This is a genomic window from Actinocorallia herbida (assembly GCF_003751225.1).
Lineage (GTDB): Bacteria > Actinomycetota > Actinomycetes > Streptosporangiales > Streptosporangiaceae > Actinocorallia > Actinocorallia herbida.
Map to the genome: position 1 here is coordinate 215,665 of NZ_RJKE01000001.1, position 22,482 is coordinate 238,146.

A 22,482-nucleotide genomic window follows, 5' to 3' on the forward strand; every position below is an offset into this window, starting at 1 on the left:
GGGTCAGCTGCCGGTGAGCTCGGATTCGGAGGGACGGGGGGTCGGGTCGGGGAGGGGCTTGGGCTTGTCGGCGTGGCCCGGCCACCAGGCGGCGTGGCCCAGCAGGGCGGTGATGCCGGGGACCAGGAACACGGACATGACGAAGGCGGAGAGCATGATGCCGATGGCCACGCCGAAGCCCATCTGCTGCATCATCGCGACGGGGGCCAGCATCATGACGGCGAAGGTGCCGGCGAGGATGAGGCCGGCGGCCATGACCGTGGGGCCGCCGTGCTCGACGGCCAGGGCCGCGGCCTTGCGTGGCTCGTGGCCCTCCTTGGCCTCCTCGCGGAGGCGGGCGGTCATCAGGATGTTGTAGTCGGTGCCGATCGCCAGGACGAACAGGTACAGGATGATCGGCAGCTGGAACGTGAGGCCCGGCTTGTCCAGGGCGTACTGGAACGCGTACACCGCGGACCCGATCGTCGCGGCGAAGCCGAGCAGGACCGCGGGCACCAGATAGAGCGGTGCCACGAGGCTGCGGAGCTGGAGCGCGAGGATCAGCGCGATCAGGATCGCCGCCACCGGCAGGATGACCGACAGGTCGCGGTTGTTGACCGCGTTGATGTCGGAGAAGATCGCGGTCTGGCCGCCGACGTAGGCGCGCACCCCGTCCGGCACCGCCTTGTGCACGGCCGGGCGCAGCTCGTCCTTGAGCAGCGAGATCGACGCGTTGTCCAGCGGGTTCTCCTTGAGCAGGAGATCCACCCGCGCGATCGCCTTGGTGCTCTGCCCCGGCGCCGGTGGCAGCACCTGCGCGACACCGGGAAGGCCCTTGGCCGACGCGGCGAAGCCGTCGAGCTGCTGCTGCGTGAGGTCGGCGCCGTTCTCGCTCTTCAGGAACACCTGGACGGGCGTGGTCAGGCCGGGCGGGAACCCGGTCGACATGTCCTCGACGGCCTTGGCCGACTCGGTGTCCTGCGGGAACCCGGCCTGGAAGTCGTAGTCGGCCTTGAAGCCGAGCGAGCCACCGGCCAGCACGAGCAGCAGCGCACCCGAGCCGAGCGCGGCGACCAGGGGCCGCCGGCCGACGAAGGCGCCGAGCTTGCGGGCGGTGCTGCCCTCCGGCTTGGACTTCCACGACTTCGACGGCCAGAACACCGCGGTGCCCAGCAGCGAGACGACGGCCGGGATGAGCGTCAGCGACGTGATCGCCATGGTGATGACGGCGATGGCCAGCGACGGGCCCCACGCGCTGAACACGCCGAACGCGGCGAGCAGCAGCACGAGGAACGCGACGGCGACCGCGGCGGCCGCCGAGGAGATGACCTCGCCGACCCGTTCCACCGCGGCGATCATCGCGGTCTTGGGATCGTCACCCTCACGCAGCCGCTCGCGGTAGCGGAACATGAGGAACAGGTAGTAGTCGGCGCCGATGCCGAAGAGCACGATCAGGATGATCGTCTGGAGCGACTGGTCGGCGGCGAAGCCGAACACCTTCGCGGCGATGCCGATGAGCCCCATGGACACGCTCATCGTGAACGTGATGGCGAGGAGGGGCAGGATCGCCGCCAAGGGCGCCCGGAAGATCGCCAGGATCAGCACGATGATCAGTACGAACGTGGCGACGCCGACGATCTCCAGCGTCTTGTTGAAGGAGTCCTCGTTGTCGACGAAGCTCGCGATGTCGCCGCCGACCTTCGCCTCGAGCCCCGTGCCGGTCAGCTGGCCCGGCAGCGCCTCGCGCAGCTTGACGACGGCGTCGGACTGCGCCTCCTGGGCGTCCAGGTCGGTGCCCTCCATCGGCACCTGGATCACCTGGATCTTCTTGTTGGGCGAGACCATCTCCGGCCCGGTGGCGACCGTCATGACCGTCTCCGGCTTCGGCAGCGCCGCCGCCACCGCGGTGACCTTGGCCACATCGGCGTCCGTCAGGGCGGCTCCATCGGAGCGCTTCACGACGATGATGGTCGTGGTCGCCTCCTGCTGCGGGAACGCCTCGGCGGCGACCTGCAGGGCCTGGAGCGACTCGTACTTGTCGGGAAGGAAGTCGGCCTGGTCGGCCTGGGTGGTCAGTTTGGGGGAGAAGACAATGATGAGAACCGCCGTGAGCAGCCACGCGGCGATCGTCCACCACGGATGCCTGACGACGGCGTTCCCCAGCCGTCCGAACATGTTGAAGGGCCTCTCTCGTAAAAAGCCGCTCTGCTTGACCTCAAGCCGGCGGCGGGGGGCGAAGTGACGAGGAAGTTATCCACAGCCCCGGTCGCTGCCTGTGGATAACGGGAGACGGGCCCGGGAGGGCGTCAACCCAAGGTTGACGACCAGCCTAGTCCGTGGGCCTGCGGCGACACAACGTGCTTAGTGCGGAGATGCGGAGCCCTACCTTGGGCGGAGCTCCACCTTCTGAAGGAGGAGGAGCCGTAGCCTTGCGGGCATGAACGCACGGGGAAACACACGGGGCTTCGAGACACTCGCGATCCACGCGGGGCAGGAGCCGGACCCGGTGACGGGGGCGGTAGTCCCGCCTATCCACCAGGTCTCCACCTTCAAGCAGGACGGGATCGGCGGCCTGCGCGGCGGCTACGAGTACAGCCGCAGCGCCAACCCCACCCGCACCGCACTTGAGGAATGCCTTGCCGCGCTGGAGGGCGGCGTACGCGGACTCGCCTTCGCCTCCGGCCTCGCCGCCGAGGACGCGCTCCTCCGGACGGTCTGCCGCCCCGGCTCCCATGTCGTCATCCCCGGCGACGCGTACGGCGGCACGTACCGGCTGTTCGCGAAGGTCTACGCGCAATGGGGTGTGGAGTTCACGCCGGTCGCGCTCGGCGACCCGGCCAAGGTGCGCGCCGCGATCCGGCCGGAGACCGTCGCGGTCTGGGCGGAGACGCCGACCAACCCGCTGCTCGGCATCGCCGACATCGCCGCGCTCGCCGAGATCGCGCACGCGGCGGGCGCGCTGCTCGTCGTCGACAACACCTTCGCCAGCCCCTACCTCCAGCAGCCGCTCGCGCTCGGCGCCGACGTCGTCGTGCACTCCACGACGAAGTACATGGGCGGCCACTCCGACGTCGTCGGGGGCGCCCTCGTCACCGCCGACGAGGAGCTGGGCGCGCGCTTCGCCTACCACCAGAACGCGATGGGCGCGGTCGCCGGACCGTTCGACTCCTGGCTGACGCTGCGCGGCATCAAGACGCTCGGGGTGCGGATGGACCGGCACTGCGCCAACGCCGAGCAGGTCGCCGACCTGCTCTCCCGCCACCCGAAGGTGTCGCAGGTCCTCTACCCGGGCCTGGCCTCGCACCCCGGCCACGCGACGGCGGCACGGCAGATGAAGGGCTTCGGCGGCATGGTGTCGTTCCGGATGTCGACCGAGGCCGAGGCCGTCAAGGTCTGCGAGTCGACCGAGCTGTTCATCCTGGGCGAGTCCCTGGGCGGCGTCGAGTCCCTGATCGAGCACCCCGCCCGCATGACCCACGCCTCTGCCGCGGGCTCTCCCCTGGAAGTCCCCGCCGACCTGGTCCGCCTCTCCGTAGGCATCGAAGCCGCCGAAGACCTACTGGCCGACCTGGAACAGGCCCTCGCCTGACCCGACCACCGACACCCCGCACCAAGGGGCCCCGAACCCCGCCCACCCTCTCCAGAAGGCACGGACGCAGCCCTTTCCAGAGCGCGCCCCGGCCTTCCTCGAGACCCGAAGGCGCGATACTCACGCCCCTCCCCGGGCTCACCGCCAGGCGCGGCACCTGGTCGGCATTCCTGGGAGCGCCGCTAGGCGCGGCACTGGGTCCGGCCTTCCGGGGAGCGCCGCCGGGTGCGGAGCCTGGTCGGTCGGGCCTTCCTGGGAGCGCCGTCAGGCGCGGTGTCTCGCGCAATCGTTCCAGGGAGCGCCGCCAGGCGCGGCCCCGCACGTGATCGGGCGCCCCTGGGCCGCCCCGTAGGCCCCCAAGGGCCGAAGGGGCGGCCCAGGGCGCGAAAGCGCCCGATCACCAGCCCGACCGCAGGCCCCCAGGGCCGGAGGTCGGGCCAGTAAATCAGCCCGCGTGCCAATACGAGTCGCCCTCGAAGACCAGGGCTGCGGCGCCGACGAGGCCCGCGGTCTGGCCGAGTGCGGCGGGGACGACTCGGACGTGGCGTGCGAATTCCATGCGGGCGTGTGCGCGGAAGGTGGCTTCGATGGGGTTGAAGAGGAGGGGTCCGGCCTGGGCGAGTCCGCCGCCGATGGCGACGACGTCCAGGTCGCACAGGTGGGTGGCGGAGGCGATGCCGATGCCGAGCGCGCGGCCGGCGCGCCGCATGGCGGCGACGGCGATGGGGTGGCCGCGTGCCGCGTCGGCGGCGAGGTCGCGGGCGGTGGCGCTGGCGAGGTCCTGTTCGGCCCGCCAGCCTTCGGCCTGCGCCCAGGCCGCGAGCGCGGGGCCGCGTGCGATGGCCTCGAGGCAGCCGCGGCCGCCGCACGCGCACGGCATGCCGCCGGGGTCGACGACGATGTGCCCGATGTGGCCGGCGTTGCCGCTGGCCCCGTCGATGAGTCTGCCGCCGAGGATGAGTCCGCCGCCGACACCGGTCGACACGACCATCCCCAGCACGTTGTCCGAGCCCTTGCCCGCGCCGCGCCAGTGTTCGGCGACGGCGACGGTGACCGCGTCGTTGTGGACCCGGACGGGCAGTGACGGGTACCGCTCACGCAGGCGCGCGCGCAGGGGGAAGTTCCGCCAGCCGGGCATGTTCAGGGGGGAGACCTCTCCGGCGGGCCACTGCATCGGGCCGCCGCAGCCGACGCCGACGCCGACGAGGTTGGTTTCGGGGAGTTTGTCGAGGAGGGCCTCGACGAGGCGCCACAGGCCTTCGGCGTCGACCTTGGGGGTCTCGGCCCGCTCATAGGACTCGACCCTTCCTCCGGGGTCGACGATTCCCACGGCCATCTTCGTGCCGCCGATGTCTATGGCTAGAACGCGCTCATCGCCCATGCGCTGTCCTTCCGTTTTTTAGGTTTGCCGTGCGCCGGCTCCGGCCTCCCGCCGGGCTCCGAAGGCGAGGATCGAGGCGGTGAAACCGTGCACGTGATTGCGGCCGGCGACCGGCCCTATCTCCCCGTCGGCGAAGAATCCGCCGACGGATCCGAACCCGTCCAAGGCCCGGATGTCGTGGTCGGAGCTTTCGAACATGGCCCTGCCCCGCCCGTTGCAGGAGAACAGCAGCGCGCCCTCCACGGGTCCCACGTCGAACCCTCGCACGAGGCTGGCGAGGTCGTGGTCCGCCGCGCCCGCGTCGCGGACCTGGAACCGGACGGTCTGCCCGGTCTGCACGACGTCGCCGACGGCGAGGGCGCCGGTGTCGGGGTCGACGCCGACGACGCCGCGGACGAGGAAGTCGCCCTGCTCGTGCTCGTCGGCGTACTCGTCCATGGCGACCCCGATGAGCAGGCCTTCGGCGGCGAGTTCCCGTTCCGACCCGGTGAGGCCCGCCACCACCTCTTCGAGCTTGTCGAGGGCGGGGGAGCCCGCCAGTTCGAAGAGGATGTTCTGTTCGGCGCTGGTGACGGTCATGAGCGGCCCGATGGGTCGAGCGCCCTGGCTGAGCAGGGTCGTCGCCTCCACGGGTCCTCCGATGACGACGCCCACGGCGCCGGACTCGATGATCTTGTCGTCCACGAAGAGCCGCGACTCGCCTTCGCCGCCTCCGGCGAGGCCGCCTACGAGGGGCAGCCCTGGCAGGACCTCTTCCGACCGTTCGACGAAGGCGTCCACCGGAAAGGAGTGCGGGTCGGCGAGGAGGATGCCGACGACGTCGTCGGGGGCGGCCTCGGGCATGCCGACCACCACGAGGCGGTCCTCGGCGCGCAGGGTCTCGAGTTCGAACGGGATGAGCCGGGCGCCGGGCAGGATCGCCGCCCATGCGGCGACCGCGCCGACCTCGCCGATGTCCTTGGTCTCCCGTTCGACGCCGCGGCCGCCGCCGATGACGCCCTGGGCGCTGCATCCGAGGACGGTCTTGGCGTCGCTGACGGCCATGGCCCTGCGGGCGGCCTGTTCGATCTCGGCGGGATCCGATCCGCTGACGAACACGCAGAGCAGATCGGCCCGTCCGTCGAGGGACCGGGTCGCCTGCCGGACGGCTTCCTCCGCCGCGGCGGCGAGGTCCAGCCCCGTCGCGAGTCCGTCCCCGAAACGAGTCATGTACCGATTCAACCGGGCGCCACGTCTTTTCGAAACCACTCCCATGTAAACAGTGCGGACGGGACATCGGGGACGTAGTCTCGTTTAGGTGTCTTCTCAACCGCGTGAGGCCGCTCTCGGCGCACTACTCGACTCCGGACATGTTCATCGCTCGGTCAAGGCCGAGCTACGGACGAACCTCTTGTCACGATTGAAATCCGGTGAATCGCGTTTTCCGGGAATCGTCGGTTTCGATGAGACGGTTCTGCCCCATGTGGAACGGGCACTGCTCGCCGGGCACGACCTGGTGCTCCTGGGAGAGCGCGGGCAAGGCAAAACGCGTTTGATCCGGACCATTTCCGGCCTTCTTGACGAGTGGACTCCCGCGATCGAAGGTTGCGAGATCAACGACCACCCGTACGAGCCCGTGTGCACGAGGTGCATCAGGCTCGCGGGAGAGGCGGGGAACGACCTCCCCGTCGTGTGGCGCCATCGGGACGAGCGCTACGCCGAGAAACTCGCGACGCCCGACACGTCCGTCGGCGACCTCATCGGCGACGTCGACCCGATCAAGGTCGCGCAGGGCCGCACCCTCGGCGACCCCGAGACCGTCCACTACGGCCTCGTGCCCCGAACGAACCGGGGCATCTTCGCCGTCAACGAGCTGCCCGACCTCGCCGAGCGCATCCAGGTGGCCCTCCTCAACGTGCTGGAGGAGCGCGACGTGCAGATCCGCGGGTACGCCCTGCGGCTTCCGCTCGACGTCCTGCTCATCGCCTCGGCCAACCCCGAGGACTACACCAACCGCGGCCGGATCATCACCCCGCTCAAGGACAGGTTCGGCGCGGAGATCCGCACCCACTACCCCCTGTCTTTGGAGACCGAGGTCGACCTGATCGGACAGGAGGCCGAACTCGTCGCCGAGGTGCCCCGGCACCTGCTGGAGATCCTCGCCAGGTTCACCCGGAACGTCCGGGAGTCCAAGGCGGTGGACGCCAGGTCCGGTGTGTCCGCGCGGTTCGCGATCGCCGCCGCCGAGACCGTCGCGGCGGGCGCCGCCCGGCGCGCCGCGATCACCGGAGAGGAGACCGCGGTCGCGCGCGTCGCCGACCTGCCCGCGATCGTGCCGAGCCTCATGGGCAAGGTCGAGTTCGAGGTCAGCGAGGAGGGCCGCGAGCAGGAGGTCATGGAGCACCTGCTGCGCCGCGCCATCGCCGAGACCTTCCGGCGCAGGATCGGCGGCGCCGACCTCTCCGGCCTGCTCGACAGGTTCGACGAGGGCGAGACCGTCGAGGTCGGCGAACTCGTCGGCGCGGGCGACCTGCTGACCAGGCTCGGCCCGGTGCGCGGCCTCGCCAAGATCATGTCCGCGCTCGACCTGGCCGGGGACTCGCCGGGCCAGGCCGCCGCCGCGGTCGAGTTCGCGCTGGAGGGCCTGTACCTGACCCGGCGGCTGTCCAAGGACGCCTCCGGCGAAGGCGCGACCTACCGGCTGTGACCGCTTTGTCTGTATGCCGCGGGTCCCGTGCCCCGCGGCCGTGTGGGATCGCGAGGGGTGCGAACTAATGCCCGTCAGGCATCTTTGGCGCTCTCAAAGCAACTATGGTGCTCGTATGAACTTGAAGGAATGGGCGGCATCAACCGGCATCGCATATATCACCGCTCGTCGGCAGTACGCGGCTGGGACACTGCCCGTTCCGACCTACCGGCTCGGTCGCTTGATCATGATCGGTGAACCGGTGACCGGTCCGGCGGCCGGGACGGGCCAGACGGTGGTGTACGCCCGGGTGCCGTCCGCCGATCAGAAGGCGGACCTGGATCGGCAGGTTGCCCGGCTCGCAACATGGGCCACCGGCCGGAAGCTGGGTGTGGACCGGGTGGTGACCGAGGTCGGCTCCGTGGTCAGCGGGCGGTGTGAGAAGTTCCTTGACCTGCTCCGTGACCCGGCCGTGACGACGATAGTGGTCGAGCATCGGGATCGGTTCACCCGGTTTGGTGTTGAGTACGTTGAGGCTGCTCTTGCCGCGCAGGGCCGCCACCTGCTAGTGGTCGACCCGGTCGGGGTCGATGACGACCTGGTCGGCGATGTCACCGAGATCCTGACGTCGCTGTGCGCGAGCCTCTATGGCCGTCGTGCTGCGGCGGACCGTGCTCGCAGCGCGGTCGAAGCCGTGATCGGGGGACCGGCGTGAAGACGATTCGGGCTTACCGGTTCGCGCTCGACCTCACCCCTGGACAGGAACGCGACGTTCTCGCGCACGCCGGGGCTGCCCGGGTCGCGCACAACTGGGCGCTGGCGAAGGTCAAGGCCGTGATGGACCAGCGGTCCTGCGAACGCTCCTACGGCGTGCCGGAGGAGCATCTGACGCCGTCGCCATCGTGGTCGCTTGCCGGGTTGCGCAGGGCGTGGAACGCGGTCAAGTCCGAGGTCGCGCCGTGGTGGGCCGAGGTGTCGAAAGAGGCGTTCAACACCGGTCTTGACGCGGTCGCCCGCAGCTTGAAGAACTGGGCCGACTCCCGCAAGAGCATGCGGGCCGGACGGCCGGTCGGCTTCCCCCGGTTCAAGTCCCGTCGGCGCACCACCCCGTCGGTGCGGTTCACCACCGGCGCGATCAGAGTCGAGCCCGACCGGATGCACGCCGTGCTGCCCCGGCTGGGCCGGTTGAAGCTGCACGAGTCCGCCCGCAAACTGGCCCGCCGCCTGGACAACGGAACGGCGCGGATCATGTCCGCGACGGTGCGCCGTGACGGCGGCCGGTGGCATGTGTCGTTCACCGTCGAAGTCGAGCGGGCCGAACGCGCACCGGCCCGACCGGACTCGGTGGTCGGTGTCGACGTCGGGATCAAGCATCTCGCGGTGCTGTCGACGGGAGAGTTGGTCGACAACCCGCGTCACCTGGTGGCCGCACGCCGCCGCATGCGGACACTCGGCCGGGCCCTGTCGCGTAAGACCGGCCCGGACCGGCGTACCGGCCGCCGGGGGTCGAAGCGCTGGGAGCGGGCGTGCGCCCGGCTCGGCCGCGCGCACGCCCGGGTGGCGAACCTGCGCCGCGATGGGCTGCACAAGCTCACCACCCGACTCGCCCGCGAGTACGGCACGGTGGTGATCGAGGACCTGAATGTCTCCGGCATGCTGCAGAACCGGCGTCTGGCCCGGCACATCGCCGACGCCGGGTTCGCCGAGATCCGCCGCCGGCTCGCCTACAAGACCACCTGGAACGGCGGACTGCTGCTGGTCGCCGACCGCTGGTACCCGTCCAGCAAGACCTGCTCGGGCTGCGGCGCGGTGAAAACCAAGCTGGCCCTGTCCGAGCGCGAGTTCACCTGCCCGGCATGCGGTCTGGTCATCGACCGAGACCGCAATGCCGCTCTGAACCTGGCCGCCCTGGCGGCTGAGTTCGACACCGCCGGGAGTGGCCCGGTGGCAGCACGTGGAGCCGACCGGAAGACCCGCCAACGCGGGCAGGTGGCCGTGAAGCGTGAACCCGGCACGACACCAGTCGATCAGACCGGGACCGTCCTACCGCAAGGCAGGACTACCGACCGTGTGCGCTCACCAGAGCGCACTGAAAGGTAACGGGAACGTTGAGATACCGCTACGGCCCGTACCGCGAGGGGCCCGACCCGCTGGCCCCGCCCTTCGACGTCCGGGAGGCCCTGGACGCGGTGGGCGACGACGTCATGAACGGCTCTAGCGTCTCCGACGCGCTCCGCCGCCTCATGCGCAGGGGCGCGGGGGAGGACCGGCGGGGCCTGGACGACCTGCTCCGCGAGGTCCGCGCACGGCGCAGGGAGCTGCGCGAGCGCGGAAGGCTCGACGGCGTCCTGGAAGAGGCGAGGGCGCTGCTCGACACCGCGATCGGGCAGGAACGCGCCGAACTGTTCCCCGACCCGTCGGACGAGGCCCGGCTGCGCGAGGCAGAACTCGATCAGGTGCCGTCCGACACCGCCGCGGCCGTCCGGGCGCTGCGCGACTACGAGTGGCGCTCCGACGCCGCCCGCCAGACGTTCCAGCGGCTCAAGGACATGCTCCGCGACGACGTACTCGACGCTCAGTTCCAGGGCCTCAAGCAGGCGCTCCAGGGCGGCGACCCGGCCCAGATGGAACGGGTCAGGGACATGATGGCCGCGCTCAACGCCATGCTGGACGCCGACGCGCGCGGCGAGCACCGCCAGGAGGACTTCGACGCCTTCATGGCGGAGTACGGCGAGTTCTTCCCCGACACCCCGCAGACCCTCGAAGAGCTCGTCGACTCCCTGGCCCGGCGCAGCGCCGCGATGAACCGGCTGATGAACTCCCTCAGCCCCGAGCAGCGCGACGAGCTCGCCCAGCTGATGGCCGAGTCGCTCCAGGACGCCGGCCTGGAGGCCGAGATGGCCAGGCTCGGCGACGCGTTGCGCGGCCGCCGCCCCGACCTCGACTGGACGGGCGGCGAAAGGATGACCGGCGAGGACCCCCTCGGCCTCGGCGACGCGACGAGCGCGCTGGCCGACCTCGCGGACCTCGCCGACCTCGAAGCGGCGATGCGCCAGGACTACCCGGGCGCGAGCCTCACCGACGTGGACGAGGAGGCCGTCCGCCGAGCGCTGGGCCGCAACGCCGTCGACGACCTCGCCGAGCTGCGCAGGATCGAGAACGAGCTCCAGCGCCAGGGCTACCTCTCCCAGGACAAGGGCCGCCTCGAACTGACGCCCAAGGCGGTCCGCCGCCTCGGCGACACGGCTCTGCGCCGGGCGTTCTCCCAGCTCGCCGGAGGGCCGCGCGGCGACCACGCGCAGCGCGACGCGGGCCAGGCGGGCGAACTGACCGGTACCTCACGCCCGTGGAGGTTCGGCGACGAGCAGCCCCTCGACGTGGTCCGCACGGTCACCAACGCGGTGCTGCGCGACCCGTCGCACATCGCGCTGACGCCCGACGACTTCGCGGTCCACGAGACCGAGAACCGCACCGCCGCGGCGGTCTGCCTCCTGGTCGACCTCTCCTACTCGATGGTCTCCAACGGCACCTGGGCCGCCGCGAAGCAGACGGCGCTGGCCCTGCACACCCTGGTGAAGTCGAGGTTCCCGCGCGACGCCGTCCAGATCGTCGGGTTCAGCAACTACGCCCGCCCGCTGACGCCCGAGCAGATGACCTCGCTCGACTGGGACATGGTCCAGGGCACCAACCTGCACCATGCCCTGCTCCTCGCGGGCCGCCACCTGGACGCGCACCCCGACTTCGACCCGATCGTCATGATCGTCACCGACGGCGAGCCGACCGCCCACGTCCGCCCCGACGGCCGCTACCTCTTCGACTACCCGCCGTCCCCGGAGACCCTCGTCCTCACCTTCGCCGAGGTCGACAAGATGACCCGCCGGGGCGCCACCCTCAACGTCTTCATGCTCGCCGACGAACCCCGCCTCATCGCCTTCGTCGACGAGATCGCCCACCGCAACGGAGGCCGGGTCTTCACCACCGACGCCGACTCCCTGAGCGTCGAGGTGGTCAGCGACTACCTCTCCACCCGCACCCCCCGCCGCTCCCGCCGCTGAGGCGTCAGACCCCCGGCAGGCGGAACGTCGTGTCGTGGGGGAGGGTGAGGAGAGTGTGGGCGGGTGTCGCGCTGAGGATGAGCGTGGGCTCGCCGCAGGACGGGCAGCGCATCACCGAGCCCGGCGCCTGGAGGTAGACGGCGGCCTCGGCGAGGGGCGACGGGTGGTGGCAGGAGCCACAGAGGCCGGTGGCCAGGGTCATGTCGGGGACGAAGACGCGGCTGAGGGCCGCGGCCAGGGCGTTGCCGTCGAGGCGGGCGTCGGGGAAGGACATGGCTAACCTCCGGATGGGCCGAAGCGCTCGGTGCGGATCTTGGACGGGTCGTGGCCCGCGTGCAGGAGGAGGCCGGTGACGGCCTCCACGAAGCCCGTGGGGCCGCAGACGTAGACGGCCGGGGCCAGTGACGCGGGGAGGCCGTGCTCGGCGAGGTCGGCCGCGGTGAGCCGGGCGGGCGGCCGCGGATCGCCGTCGGGCGCGCGGCGGGTGTAGGCGAGGAAGACCTCGCGGTCCAGGCCGTCGGGCGCGGCGGTCAGGTCGGCGGCGAAGTACAGCTCGGCGGGCGAGCGCAGCGAGTAGAGCACGCGCAGCGACGCGGAGCCGTGCACCTGGGTGAGCAGCATCGCGCGCAGCGGGACGATCCCGGATCCGCCCCCGATGAGGATCGCGGGCTCCGGGGCGCCGGGGCGGCGGACGAACCAGCCGCCGACCGGGCCCAGCAGCTCCACGTCCGCGCCGATCGGCAGGTCGTCCACCAGGTAGGGGGAGACCTCGCCGTCGGCGACGCGCTGGACCGTCAGCTCGACCCGGTCGCCGCGCGCGGGCGCGGCGACCGAGTAGCTGCGGGTGGCCTGATAGCCGTCGTCGGCGGTGAGCCTGACGTCCACGTGCTGGCCCGGCAGATGGCCGGGCCAGCCCGGCACGTCGAACACGAGGGTCCGCGCGCTGGCGTTCTCCCGCCGCTCGGCGACGAGCGTGGCCCGCCGCCAGGCGGGCGCCTTCTCGGAGACGGCGGGAGCCGCCGCGGCGTCGGTCATCAGAAGGCCCCGTACCGCTGCTCACGCCAGGGATCGCCGTGGTTGTGGTACCCGGCCCGCTCCCAGAAACCGGGCTCGTCATGGGTGAGCAGGCGCAGGCCCTTCACCCATTTGGCCGACTTCCAGAAGTACAGGTGCGGCACCACGAGCCGCGCCGGCCCGCCGTGCGCGGCGGGCAGCGGACCGCCGTCGTAGCCGTGCATGACCCACGCCTTGCCGCCCGTGAGCTCGGCCAGCGGCACATTGGTGGTGTAGCCGCCGTGGCACTCGGCGACGGCGTACGTCGCGGAGGTCTCCAGCCCGGCCAGGAGGGTGTCGATCGAGACGCCCTTCCAGCGGGTGTCGAACTTCGACCACCGGGTGACGCAGTGGATGTCGAACGTCGGCTCCTCCTGCGGCAGCGCCAGGAAGTCCCGCCAGGTCCAGCTCCGCTCCTCGCCGGTCTCGGTCCGCACGGTGAACCGCCAGAAGTCGGGGTCGACGCGCGGCGTCGGACCGGCCGACAGGACGGGGAAATCCTCCGTGAGGTACTGCCCGGGTGGCAGCCTGTCCGCCCGGCTCCCGCCGTCGGACGAGGCACGCCGGTGGAAGCCGGGAGACAGCCCGCTCAATAGATCAGCCCTTTCCTACACCCGAGGCGATGCGGTCGCCTACGGTCTTGTCGATGTTGCGCCAATACTGGACGGCGCGCTCCAGCACGGGGTCGGAGACGCCGTTCTTGAGGTGCCCGACGACATTGTCGACGAGCCGGCCCCGGGCCGCGTCGTCCATGACGTCGTTGATGAGGGCCCTCGGCTGGACGAAGTCGTCGTCGTCGCGGTGCAGGGTGGCCGCCTCCCGGACGAGGTCGGCGTTCTCCACCATCCAGCCCGAGACGTCGCGGCCGGACTGGCTCGCGGCGTCCGGCCCGCCCTTGGAGTTCGGGTGGTACGGCGCCGCCACGTTCGCCGGGAACTGCCGCATCGGGCCGTCCTTGGCGTACGACGCGACCTCGGCGTTCCGCGGCCGGTTCGGCGGCAGCTCGTTGTAGTTCACCCCGATCCGGTACCGGTGCGTGTCGGGGTAGGAGAACAGCCGCCCGAGCAGCATCTTGTCCGGCGACGGCCCGATGCCGGGCACCAGGTTCGACGGCTCGAACGCGGCCTGCTCGATGTGCACGTGATAGTTCTCCGGCACCTCGTTGAGGTGGTACCTGCCGACCTCGATCAGCGGGTAGTCGGCGTGCGGCCAGACCTTGGTGAGGTCGAACGGGTTGAACCGGTAGTCCGCGGCGTCCTCGAACTCCATGATCTGCATCTTCAGCGTCCAGGACGGGAAGTCGCGGCGCTTGATCGCGTCGTAGAGGTCGCGGATGTTGTGGTCGGGGTCCTCGCCCGCCATCGCGTCGCCCTCGGCCTGGGTGAAGAACTCGTTGCCCTGGTCGGTGAGGAAGTGGTACTTCACCCAGAAGCGCTTGCCCGCGGCGTTGATCCACATGTAGGTGTGCGAGCTGAACCCGTCCATGTGGCGCCAGTCGCGCGGGATGCCGCGGTCGCCCATCAGCCACGTCACCTGGTGGGACGACTCGGGCGAGAGCGTCCAGTAGTCCCACTGCATGTCGTTGTCGCGCAGGTGGGTGACGGGGTGGCGCTTCTGCGAGCGGATGAAGTCCTGGAATTTCGAGGGGTCGCGCATGAAGAACACCGGGGTGTTGTTGCCGACCATGTCGTAGTTGCCCTCTTGCGTGTAGAACTTGAGGGCGTAGCCGCGCGGGTCGCGCCAGGAGTCGGGCGTCCCGAGGTCCCCGGCGACGGTCGAGTAGCGCGCCAGCATGGGCGTCTTGCGGCCCGGCTGGAAGAGGTCGGCCTTGGTGTACCGGCTGACGTCCTGGGTCACCTCGAACACCCCGTACGCGCCGCCGCCCTTGGCGTGGACGACGCGTTCGGGAACCCGTTCCCGGTTGAACTGCGCCATCTTCTCGATGAGGTAGAAGTCGTGCAGGACCAGGGGCCCGTCACGGCCGACACTGAGCGAGTTCTCGTCGCTGCCGACCGGGATGCCGCTGTTGGTGGTGGTGGCCTTGGCCATGGAACCGTCTCCCCCGATGTGATCGTTTACCGCTCGTCTACCGCTCGTCGGCCCGGGTCTCCCCGGCTTCCGCCGCCATGTCCTCCTCGACCGCCTGCTCGGCCTCCTGGAGGGTCTCCTCCGGGGTGCCGTCGTGCATGACCGCGGCGCGGTCGGTGTCCTCGTCGACCACGGTGACCGCGGCCCGCTCGGCGGGCTGGTCGCCTTCCCGGCTGCGCCGCCGCCGGGGCGCGTCGCCGTTGATCTCCTCCAGGACGGGGTCGGGCACCTCGGCCGAGAGTTGCTGGTCGAGCGACTCGCCCTCCCGCTCCTCCTCGTCGGTGGTGCCGTAGTTCTCGGCCGCCGACCACCCGTCGGGGGCGTCGATGCCCTGGTCGAGCGGGTCGGCGGAGAGGTCGTCGTCCATGAGGGAGTACGCCGGGTCCTCGACGTCGAGCTGCTCGGACTTGTCCGGCACGGGCTCGTCGAAGTCCCGGTCCTCGGACCCGTCGGCGAAGTCGGCGTCGTCGGGGTCGGGTGGGCCGCCCGTCGTCATCTTGTGTCTCCCCCCTCGCTCGGACACGGGGCGCCTCGCCGGTATCGCGGACGAGTCCCCAACGGCTACCGTTGCCCGGCTCATCCCGTCATAACCTTCAAAAGCCATAAACGGGGTCAAAGGTAAAGCGTTTGGGGGATGGAGTTGGGGGACCGGGGAGGCTTGGTGGAGTTCGTCCGGGTACCGCATTAACGGGTCCAGCCCGTGACCCCTCGACGACCCCTGACGATCAGGAGCGGACACCTTGGCCACCAAGCGAACCAGCAGCAGCGCCGCGACAAGCCGCAAGGGCAAGGGCGAGAGCCAGCCCTTCCCGGACTTCCACGGCCAGGAGATCCAGGAGTTCGGCACGATCCGGATGTTCCCGCTCGGCCTCTCGGCCGACGCCCGGATGTACTCCTGCCAGCGGCTCAACCAGATCCTCGCCGACACCCAGATCCTCTACGGCCTCTACAAGAAGCACCACTGGCTCATGCGCGGCCCGACGTTCTACCAGCTGCACCTGCTGCTGGACAAGCACGCCGAAGAGCAGATCAAGCTCGTCGACACCATCGCGGAACGCGTCCAGACCCTCGGCGGCGTGGCCGTCGGCGACCCCAGGCACGTCGCGGAGATCACCGTCATCCCGCGGCCCCCGGACGGCGCCGAAGAGGTGCCGGCCATGCTCACCCGCCTCATCGAGGCGCACGAGACCATCCTGGTCGCCGCGCACGACGCCGCCGACCGGTGCCAGGAGATGGGCGATGACGGGACCAACGACATCCTGGTCTCCGACGTCATCCGCACCGGCGAGCTCCAGACCTGGTTCCTCATCGAGCACCTGGTCGACACGCCGCTCATCGAGTCGCCCGAGCACTTCCGCACCCACTGAGCGGGCGCGCGCCGCCCGCGCCGCCCCGACGTCCGCGTCCCGCACGGGACGCGGGCGCTTGGCGTGTTCCGGGGGCGTTCATCACCCGCAGCCGCCTGACCAGGCGTTATCGTCGGATCATGTCCACTGGTGACCGGCTGCTGCTGATCCTGCACATCGGGTTCGCGATCTTCACCCTGGGTCCGCTGACCGCGGCGATCATGTCGACCCCGCGGTTCATCCGCGCGGGCAACACCACGGTCGTGCGGTTTCTGAATCGGACCACGCGCCTCTACGGGATCGGCGCGCTCGGCATCTTCGTGATCGGCATGATCCTCGCCCGGGGCAGGTTCGCCGAGATGTGGATCTCGGTCTCGATGACCCTCTTCATCGTCGGATGGCTGCTGCTCCTCGTCGTCGAGCGGGACCAGCGCAAGTCCCTGTCGGTGCTGACGGGGGCGGGCGCGGGGGTCACCGCGCCCGGCGCGGAGAAGGCCGCGGCCGCCGAGCGCTCCGCGGGCCGGATCGTCGACACCAAGGCCGAGCAGGGCCGCATCGCCGCGCTGTCGGGGATCATCGCGCTGATCTGGATCGTCATCCTGGTGCTCATGGTCTGGCAGTGACCCCCTGAGAGGGAGGATGGGGGGATGACCCAGTCCGTCTCCGTCGACGATGTCCGCGCGGCCGCCGAGGCCCTCCGCCCCGTCCTCGTCCGCACCCCCCTGCTGCACTCGCGCCACCTGTCCGAACTGGTCGGCGGGCCGGTGTACCTCAAGTGCGAGAACGTCCAGCGCACCGGCTCCTACAAGATCCGCGGCGCGTTCACCCGGATCTCCCGGCTCACCGAGGAGGAGCGGGCCCGGGGCGTCGTCGCGGCCAGCGCGGGCAACCACGCGCAGGGGGTCGCGCTCGCGGCGTCCCTGCTCGGCTGCAAGGCCACCATCTTCATGCCGCAGGGCGCCCCCCTGCCCAAGGTCGAGGCGACCCGGGCCTACGGGGCCGACATCGTCTTCGGCGGCGAGACCGTCGACGCCTGCCTCTCCTCCGCCCGCGCCCACGCCGACGAGCGCGGCGCGGTCTTCATCCACCCGTTCGACCACCCCGACATCGTCGCGGGCCAGGGCACCCTCGGCCTGGAGCTGCTGGAGGAGTGCCCGGACGCCAAGACCGTCGTCGCGGCGGTCGGCGGGGGCGGGCTCGCCTCCGGGCTCGGCGTCGCCCTCAAGGGCTCCGGCTGGGATGGGACCCTCCTGGGCGTCCAGGCCAAGCGCGCGGCGGCCTTCCCCGCCTCCCTGGCCGCGGGCCGGCCCGTCAGCGTCGCGATCAGCCCGACCATGGCGGACGGCATCGCCGTCGGACGCCCCGGGGATCTCACCTACGAGCTGGTCTCCCACTTCGTGGACTCCGTCGTCACCGTCTCCGAGGAGTCCCTGTCCCGGGCGATGCTGCTCAGCCTGGAGCGCGCGAAGCAGGTCGTGGAGCCCGCCGGGGCCGCGTCCATCGCCGCGATCCTCGAGCACACCTACGCGATGCGCCCGCCCATCGTCGCGGTACTGTCCGGCGGCAACATCGACCCGGTGCTGCTGGCCAAGGTCGTCCGGCACGGGCTGGTGACGGCAGGGCGCTACCTCGTCGTCCGGGTCCGGCTCACCGACCGGCCCGGCGCGCTCGTCAGGCTGCTGTCGGAACTCGCCGAGGTCGGCGTGAACGTCCTCGACGTCACCCACGAGCGCGTCGCGGCCCGGCTGCACCTGGAGGACGCCGAGGTGGTGCTGCACCTGGAGACGCGCGGGCCTGAGCACACCCAGGAGGTGCTGTCCCGGCTGCGCCGCCAGGCCTACACGGTGAAGTTCAGCTGAGCCCTCAGAGCTTCGGCTTGCCGGCCTTGTAGACCCACTTGGCGAACAGGGCGTCGAGCTGCTTGCCCGAGTACCGCTCGGCGAACGCCTGGAACTCCTTGGTGCTGACCGTCCCGCCCTTGCCGGTCGCCAGCCAGGACTTCAGCAGGCCGAAGAACACCTTGTCGCCCAGCGCGACGCGCAGCCGGTGCGCGGTCATCGCGCCGCGCTGGTAGACGAAGTTGTCGAAGATGTGGTCGCGGCCCGGCTCGGCCAGCACGCCCTTCCACACATCGGCGTTCGGGCCCGCCGAGTAGGCCTGCTTGAACTGCTGGGCCGCGGTCGCCCCGCCGTTCTTCTCGGTCCACATCCACTCGGCGTAGGTCGCGAAGCCCTCGTTGAGCCAGATGTCCTTCCACTTCGCCGGGGTGACGCTGTCGCCGAACCACTGGTGGGCGAGTTCGTGCACGATGAGGTCGTCGGGCGGGTTCTTGCCCTTCATGTTCCAGTCGTGCACCGGACGGCCCTGGGTCTCCAGCGAGTAGCCGACGTTCACCTCGTCGAGGATCCCGCCCGTCGAGGTGAACGGGTAGGCCCCGAACCTGCCCGACAGCCAGCGCAGCACCGACCTGGTCTTCTTGTCGTACTTCTTGAGCTGCCCGGACTCCGCGAGCGCCGAGTCGATCGCGGTGTAGCTCTCCAGGCCGCCGGTGTTCGTGCGCAGCACCTTGTACTTGCCGATCGCGACCATCGACAGCTCGCTCGACATCGGCTGCTTCATCCGCCACCGGTAGACGGACTTGCCCTTGGCCGTCTTGCGGCCCAGGAAGTCGCCGTTGGCGATCGCGGTGAGCCCCTGCGGGACGGTGATGGCGAAGTCGTAGGACGCCTTGTCCTTCGGCGTGTCGTTCACCGGGAACCACGTCGCCGCGCCGAACGGCTGGTTCAGCGCGACCGCCCCGTCGCTCGTGGCGATCCAGCCGGACGAGCCCAGCGGGTCGTCGTTGATCTGCGCGGGCTTGCCGTCGTAGGCGACGACGACGGTGAACCGCCGCCCGTCCGGGATGCCCTTGGCCGGGGTGATGACGAGCTCCTGGGCGCCGGTCCGCTTCCACTTCGCGGCCTTGCCGTCGACGGCCACCGACCGGACCAGGAGGCCGCGCAGGTCGAGGTTGAACCGGGACAGACCCTGCTTGGCCGTCGCGGTGATCTTCACCCGGCCGGTGAGGGCCAGGGACACCGGGTCGTAGTCCAGCTTGATCCCGTAGTGCGCGACGTCGTAGCCGCCGTTGCCCATGCCGGGGAAGTACTTCTCGCCAGAGCCCGCGGCGCCCGGCCCGAAGGGGGCGGCTCCGGCGGACACGGGAACCAGGACGAGCGCGGCGCTGACGGCCGCGGCTGCGAAGAGGCGGGGGGCGGCCATCCGGCATCTCCTGTCACCGGAGTCCCTCACGCGGGACTCGATCAGATCACACCGTACCGTCCGGGGCTCACCAGGAACCACGCTTGGGCTTGCCCTTGCGATACAGCCAGACGTCGAACAGCCTGTCCAGTTCCTTGCCCGAGATCCGCTCGGACAGCGCGATGAACTGCTCGGTCGTCCCGTGCCCGCCGCCCTGCTCGGCCGTCCACGTCTTCAGGATGCGCGAGAACTTCTCCTCGCCGACGCGCTTGCGCAGCACGTGCAGGGTCATCGCGCCGCGCACGTAGACCGGGAACCCGAACATCTGCTCCCGACCGGGCGCGCCCGGCGGCGAGGCGAAGATCGGCGAGCCCGGGGGCTGCCGGTAGTAGCTCTTGAACGTCTTGGCGGTGCCGTCGCGCTTGGATCTGTGCTCGCGCCACATCCACTCGGCGTAGGTCGCGAAGCCCTCGTTCAGCCAGATGTCCTTCCACCGCCGGACGGTGACGCTGTTGCCGAACCACTGGTGCGCCAGCTCGTGCACGATGAAGTCCTCGCTCGGCACGAAACCGCCGTACACCGGGCGGTCCTGCGTCTCCAGCGCGTAGTCCAGGCGCGGGTCGTCCACGATGCCGCCGGACGTCTTGAACGGGTACGGGCCGAAGGTCCTGCGGCCCCAGCGCAGCGCCCGGACCGTCCTGCGGTGCACCTTGGTCAGGTCCTTCTTGAACTTCGGGTCCACCGCGGTGATGACGGTGATGCCGCCGACCTTGCCGTAGGTCATCTCGAACCTCCCGATGGCCACCGACGCCAGATACGACGCCATCGGCTCGGACTGGTGCCACCGGTACGTCGTCTGGTTCCCGCGCGTCACCGGGGCCAGGGGCTCGCCGTTCGCGAGGGCCTTCAGCCGCTTCGGGACGGTGATGGTGAAGTCGTAGGCGGCCTTGTCGACCGGGTGGTCGTTGACCGGCAGCCAGTTCGCCGCCCCGTCCGGCTCGGCCAGGACGACCGCGCCGTCGCGGGTCTTCACCCAGCCGTACGTGCCCAGCGTGCCGTTCTGCTGGGCGCCCGGCGTGCCCGCGTACGACACCGCCGCCTTGAACTCGGCGCCTTCGGCGAGCGGGGCCGCCGGGGTGACGATGAGCTCGTCGCCGTCCCGGGTGTGCCCCGCCCGCTTGCCGTCGACCGTGACCGAGGTGATCTGCGGGCCGCGGAAGTCGAGGTTGAACGAGCGCAGTGCCTCGGTCGCCTTCGCCGTCATCGTGACGGTCGCGGTGACCTGGTGGCCCTTCGGCGTGAACCTCAGGACCACGTCGTAGTGGGTGGCGTTGTAACCGCCGTTGCCGCTCTCGGGAAAGTAGGAGTCGCCCACACCGGACGAACCCGCGACGTCGGCGGCGGCCGACACCGCCCCGACCGTCACCGTCGCGGCCAACGCCGCCGCAGCCATCCCGGCTGTCCGCATGCCGTGCACGAGGACCACACTGCGCGATCAAGAGCGCGTCCGGTCGGTTCCGCCCCGTTCTTTGCCGAGCGTTGGCCGACATCTTCGGCTAGAGGGCGGGACGAACCGTGCCGTACAGCCAGGCGTTGAAGAATTCGGTCAGCTCGGTCTGCGAGATCCGCTCGGCCAGCTCGACGAACTCCTCGGTCGTCGCGTTGCCGTACTGGTGGTCGGCCGCCCAGGTGCGCAGCAGGGTGAAGAACCTGTCGTCGCCGATCCGCTTGCGCAGCGCGTGCAGCGTCATCGCGCCGCGCTCGTAGACGCCGAACCCGTCGAACATCCGCTCCCGGCCGGGGTCGCCCGTCGGGACCAGCCACGACTGGCTGTTCTCCGGCTCGTTGTAGCGCGTGGTGAAGAACTCCTCGGCGGTCATCCCGCCCTGCTGCTCGCTCCAGATCCACTCCGCGTAGCTGGCGAAGCCCTCGTTCAGCCAGATGTCCTGCCACCGGGTGACGCCCACGCTGTCGCCGAACCACTGGTGCGCGAGCTCGTGCGCGATGATCGACTCACCGGGCGCGAAGTCGCCGTAGATCGACCGGGTCTGGCTCTCCAGCGCGAACCCGACCGCCGCGTTGTCGATGACGCCGCCCGTCGAGCCGAACGGGTAGGGGCCGAAGATCTTCGCCCAGGCGTCCGTGATGTCGGCCTTCATCCGGTAGAACTCGTCGACCGACGGCGAGCGCACCGTGTCGTCCACCGCGACGAGGATCGGGATGCCGCCCTTGGTGAGACCCTCCTTCACCTTGAACTTCCCGACCGAGATCATCGCCAGGTAGGTGGCCATCGGCTGGTCCGCCTTCCACGTCACCGTGGAGAACCCGCCCTTGTCGGTGACCTTGCCGCGCTCCCCGTTGGAGATCGCGGTCAGCCCCTTCGGCACCGTCAACGTGATCGCGAACGTCGCCTTGTCGCCCGGGTGGTCGTTGCCGGGGAACCAGGTGTGCGCCCCGCTCGGCTGGCACGCCGCGGACACGCCGTCCGGGGTCTTGATCCAGCCGTACTGGCCGAGGATCGGGTCGTTCACGGCCTGCGGGGTGCCCGAATAGGCGACCCGGACGGTGAAGTCGCGTCCTCCCGCGATCGTCGCGGCCGGGCTCACGGTGAGTTCGCTACCGGCCCGGACGAACTTCGAGTCCTTGCCGTCCACCTTCACCGAGGACACGTCGAGGCCCGTCAGATCGAGATTGAACTCGACCATGTCCTGGGTCGCGCGGGCCCGGATCGTCGCGACCGCGTCGAGGGTCTTGGCGGGCTTGCCCGGATCGACGGTGAGGTCGAGGGCGTAGTTCTGGACGTCGTAGCCGCCGTTGCCGTCGGTGGGGACGTAGGGGTCGCCCGCGCCGTCCCGCGTCGCCTGGAGCGGCTCCTGGTTCGGGCCGTTGCCCGCGATGGGCCCGGCCGCCGGCGCGGTCGACGCGCCGGTCGGGGGCGCGGGGGGCGGGGGGTCGCCGCCCGGCAACTGGCAGGCCGACGCCGCGGTGAGGGCGGTCAGCGTGACGACGGCTGCGGCACGCCGAGAGGCGCGAGGGAAGGGCACGGTGCCCAGCCTGCCCGGTAAAGGGCGGGCTGGGCAACCGGT

19 protein-coding genes are annotated in these 22,482 nt (G+C 70.6%); 8 read left to right on the plus strand and 11 right to left on the minus strand.

The genetic code is table 11. From position 1 onward, the window contains the following. Positions 1-3: 3 nt before the first annotated feature. Positions 4-2,154: an MMPL family transporter gene (locus tag EDD29_RS01265; protein WP_123661753.1), complete on the minus strand. Its 2,151-nt coding sequence runs from the start codon at positions 2,152-2,154 to the stop codon at positions 4-6. A 262-nt stretch (positions 2,155-2,416) separates the two neighbouring features. On the opposite strand from EDD29_RS01265, the gene EDD29_RS01270 reads away from it, so the two are divergent. Then, the gene (locus tag EDD29_RS01270) at positions 2,417-3,568 is read left to right on the plus strand and encodes a cystathionine gamma-synthase (protein ID WP_123661754.1); all 1,152 of its coding nucleotides are present in this window, start codon (positions 2,417-2,419) and stop codon (positions 3,566-3,568) included. Between the two features lie 445 nt (positions 3,569-4,013). Here EDD29_RS01270 and EDD29_RS01275 read toward each other — a convergent pair whose 3' ends face one another. Continuing rightward, a complete protein-coding gene (locus tag EDD29_RS01275) occupies positions 4,014-4,949 on the minus strand; it encodes an ROK family protein (protein WP_123661755.1) in 936 nt (311 codons plus the stop codon). Positions 4,950-4,967: 18 nt separating this feature from the next. Then, positions 4,968-6,158 (minus strand): FIST signal transduction protein, encoded by a 1,191-nt coding sequence (locus EDD29_RS01280; RefSeq protein ID WP_123661756.1) that lies wholly within the window; start codon positions 6,156-6,158, stop codon positions 4,968-4,970. 88 nt (positions 6,159-6,246) lie between these two features. Between EDD29_RS01280 and EDD29_RS01285 the strand changes: the two genes are divergently transcribed. From EDD29_RS01285 to EDD29_RS01300, 4 genes are all read left to right on the plus strand, one after another. Continuing rightward, positions 6,247-7,635: a sigma 54-interacting transcriptional regulator gene (locus EDD29_RS01285; RefSeq protein ID WP_123661757.1), complete on the plus strand. Its 1,389-nt coding sequence runs from the start codon at positions 6,247-6,249 to the stop codon at positions 7,633-7,635. Between the two features lie 115 nt (positions 7,636-7,750). Then, entirely contained in the window at positions 7,751-8,329 is a 579-nt protein-coding gene (locus EDD29_RS01290) for an IS607 family transposase (protein WP_123661758.1), read from the plus strand. Next, positions 8,326-9,714 (plus strand): IS607 family element RNA-guided endonuclease TnpB, encoded by a 1,389-nt coding sequence (tnpB, locus tag EDD29_RS01295; protein WP_123661759.1) that lies wholly within the window; start codon positions 8,326-8,328, stop codon positions 9,712-9,714. The genes EDD29_RS01290 and tnpB overlap by 4 nt, the downstream gene beginning before the upstream one ends. Before the next feature lie 8 nt (positions 9,715-9,722). After that, complete coding sequence (locus EDD29_RS01300; RefSeq protein ID WP_123661760.1) at positions 9,723-11,669, plus strand: vWA domain-containing protein; 1,947 nt, start codon at positions 9,723-9,725, stop codon at positions 11,667-11,669. Positions 11,670-11,673: 4 nt separating this feature from the next. Here EDD29_RS01300 and EDD29_RS01305 read toward each other — a convergent pair whose 3' ends face one another. From EDD29_RS01305 to EDD29_RS01325, 5 genes are read right to left on the minus strand one after another with little or no spacing between them, the layout of a single operon-like run. Further along, positions 11,674-11,943, minus strand: a complete 270-nt coding sequence (locus tag EDD29_RS01305) for a DUF6510 family protein (RefSeq protein ID WP_123661761.1) — start codon at positions 11,941-11,943, stop codon at positions 11,674-11,676. A 2-nt stretch (positions 11,944-11,945) separates the two neighbouring features. Continuing rightward, on the minus strand, positions 11,946-12,704 hold the full coding sequence (locus EDD29_RS01310) for an FAD-binding oxidoreductase (RefSeq protein ID WP_123661762.1): 759 nt from the start codon (positions 12,702-12,704) through the stop codon (positions 11,946-11,948). Beyond that, a complete protein-coding gene (locus EDD29_RS01315) occupies positions 12,704-13,315 on the minus strand; it encodes a sulfite oxidase-like oxidoreductase (protein WP_123661763.1) in 612 nt (203 codons plus the stop codon). Before EDD29_RS01315 ends, EDD29_RS01310 begins: the two co-directional genes overlap by 1 nt. A gap of 4 nt (positions 13,316-13,319) precedes the next feature. After that, positions 13,320-14,771, minus strand: a complete 1,452-nt coding sequence (locus EDD29_RS01320) for a catalase (protein ID WP_123661764.1) — start codon at positions 14,769-14,771, stop codon at positions 13,320-13,322. A gap of 37 nt (positions 14,772-14,808) precedes the next feature. Beyond that, positions 14,809-15,306 carry a hypothetical protein gene (locus EDD29_RS01325; protein ID WP_123661765.1) on the minus strand — a complete coding sequence of 166 codons (498 nt, stop codon included), beginning with the start codon at positions 15,304-15,306 and terminating at the stop codon, positions 14,809-14,811. Between the two features lie 334 nt (positions 15,307-15,640). Here EDD29_RS01325 and EDD29_RS01330 point away from each other — a divergent pair, with 334 nt between their 5' ends. From EDD29_RS01330 to ilvA, 3 genes are all read left to right on the plus strand, one after another. Beyond that, positions 15,641-16,177 (plus strand): Dps family protein, encoded by a 537-nt coding sequence (locus EDD29_RS01330; protein WP_246053349.1) that lies wholly within the window; start codon positions 15,641-15,643, stop codon positions 16,175-16,177. Between the two features lie 119 nt (positions 16,178-16,296). Continuing rightward, complete coding sequence (locus EDD29_RS01335; protein ID WP_123661766.1) at positions 16,297-16,779, plus strand: hypothetical protein; 483 nt, start codon at positions 16,297-16,299, stop codon at positions 16,777-16,779. Between the two features lie 24 nt (positions 16,780-16,803). After that, the gene (gene ilvA / locus EDD29_RS01340) at positions 16,804-18,015 is read left to right on the plus strand and encodes a threonine ammonia-lyase (protein WP_123661767.1); all 1,212 of its coding nucleotides are present in this window, start codon (positions 16,804-16,806) and stop codon (positions 18,013-18,015) included. Between the two features lie 4 nt (positions 18,016-18,019). Here the strand turns inward: ilvA and EDD29_RS01345 are convergent, their stop codons facing one another. The 3 genes from EDD29_RS01345 to EDD29_RS01355 all read right to left on the minus strand — a co-directional run bounded on the left by EDD29_RS01345 (position 18,020) and on the right by EDD29_RS01355 (position 22,440). Further along, complete coding sequence (locus EDD29_RS01345) at positions 18,020-19,417, minus strand: M1 family metallopeptidase (RefSeq protein ID WP_123661768.1); 1,398 nt, start codon at positions 19,415-19,417, stop codon at positions 18,020-18,022. A gap of 67 nt (positions 19,418-19,484) precedes the next feature. Then, positions 19,485-20,864, minus strand: coding sequence for a M1 family metallopeptidase (locus EDD29_RS01350; RefSeq protein ID WP_246052448.1), 1,380 nt, complete (start codon positions 20,862-20,864; stop codon positions 19,485-19,487). A gap of 88 nt (positions 20,865-20,952) precedes the next feature. Beyond that, complete coding sequence (locus EDD29_RS01355) at positions 20,953-22,440, minus strand: M1 family metallopeptidase (RefSeq protein WP_246052449.1); 1,488 nt, start codon at positions 22,438-22,440, stop codon at positions 20,953-20,955. Positions 22,441-22,482 lie beyond the last annotated feature (42 nt).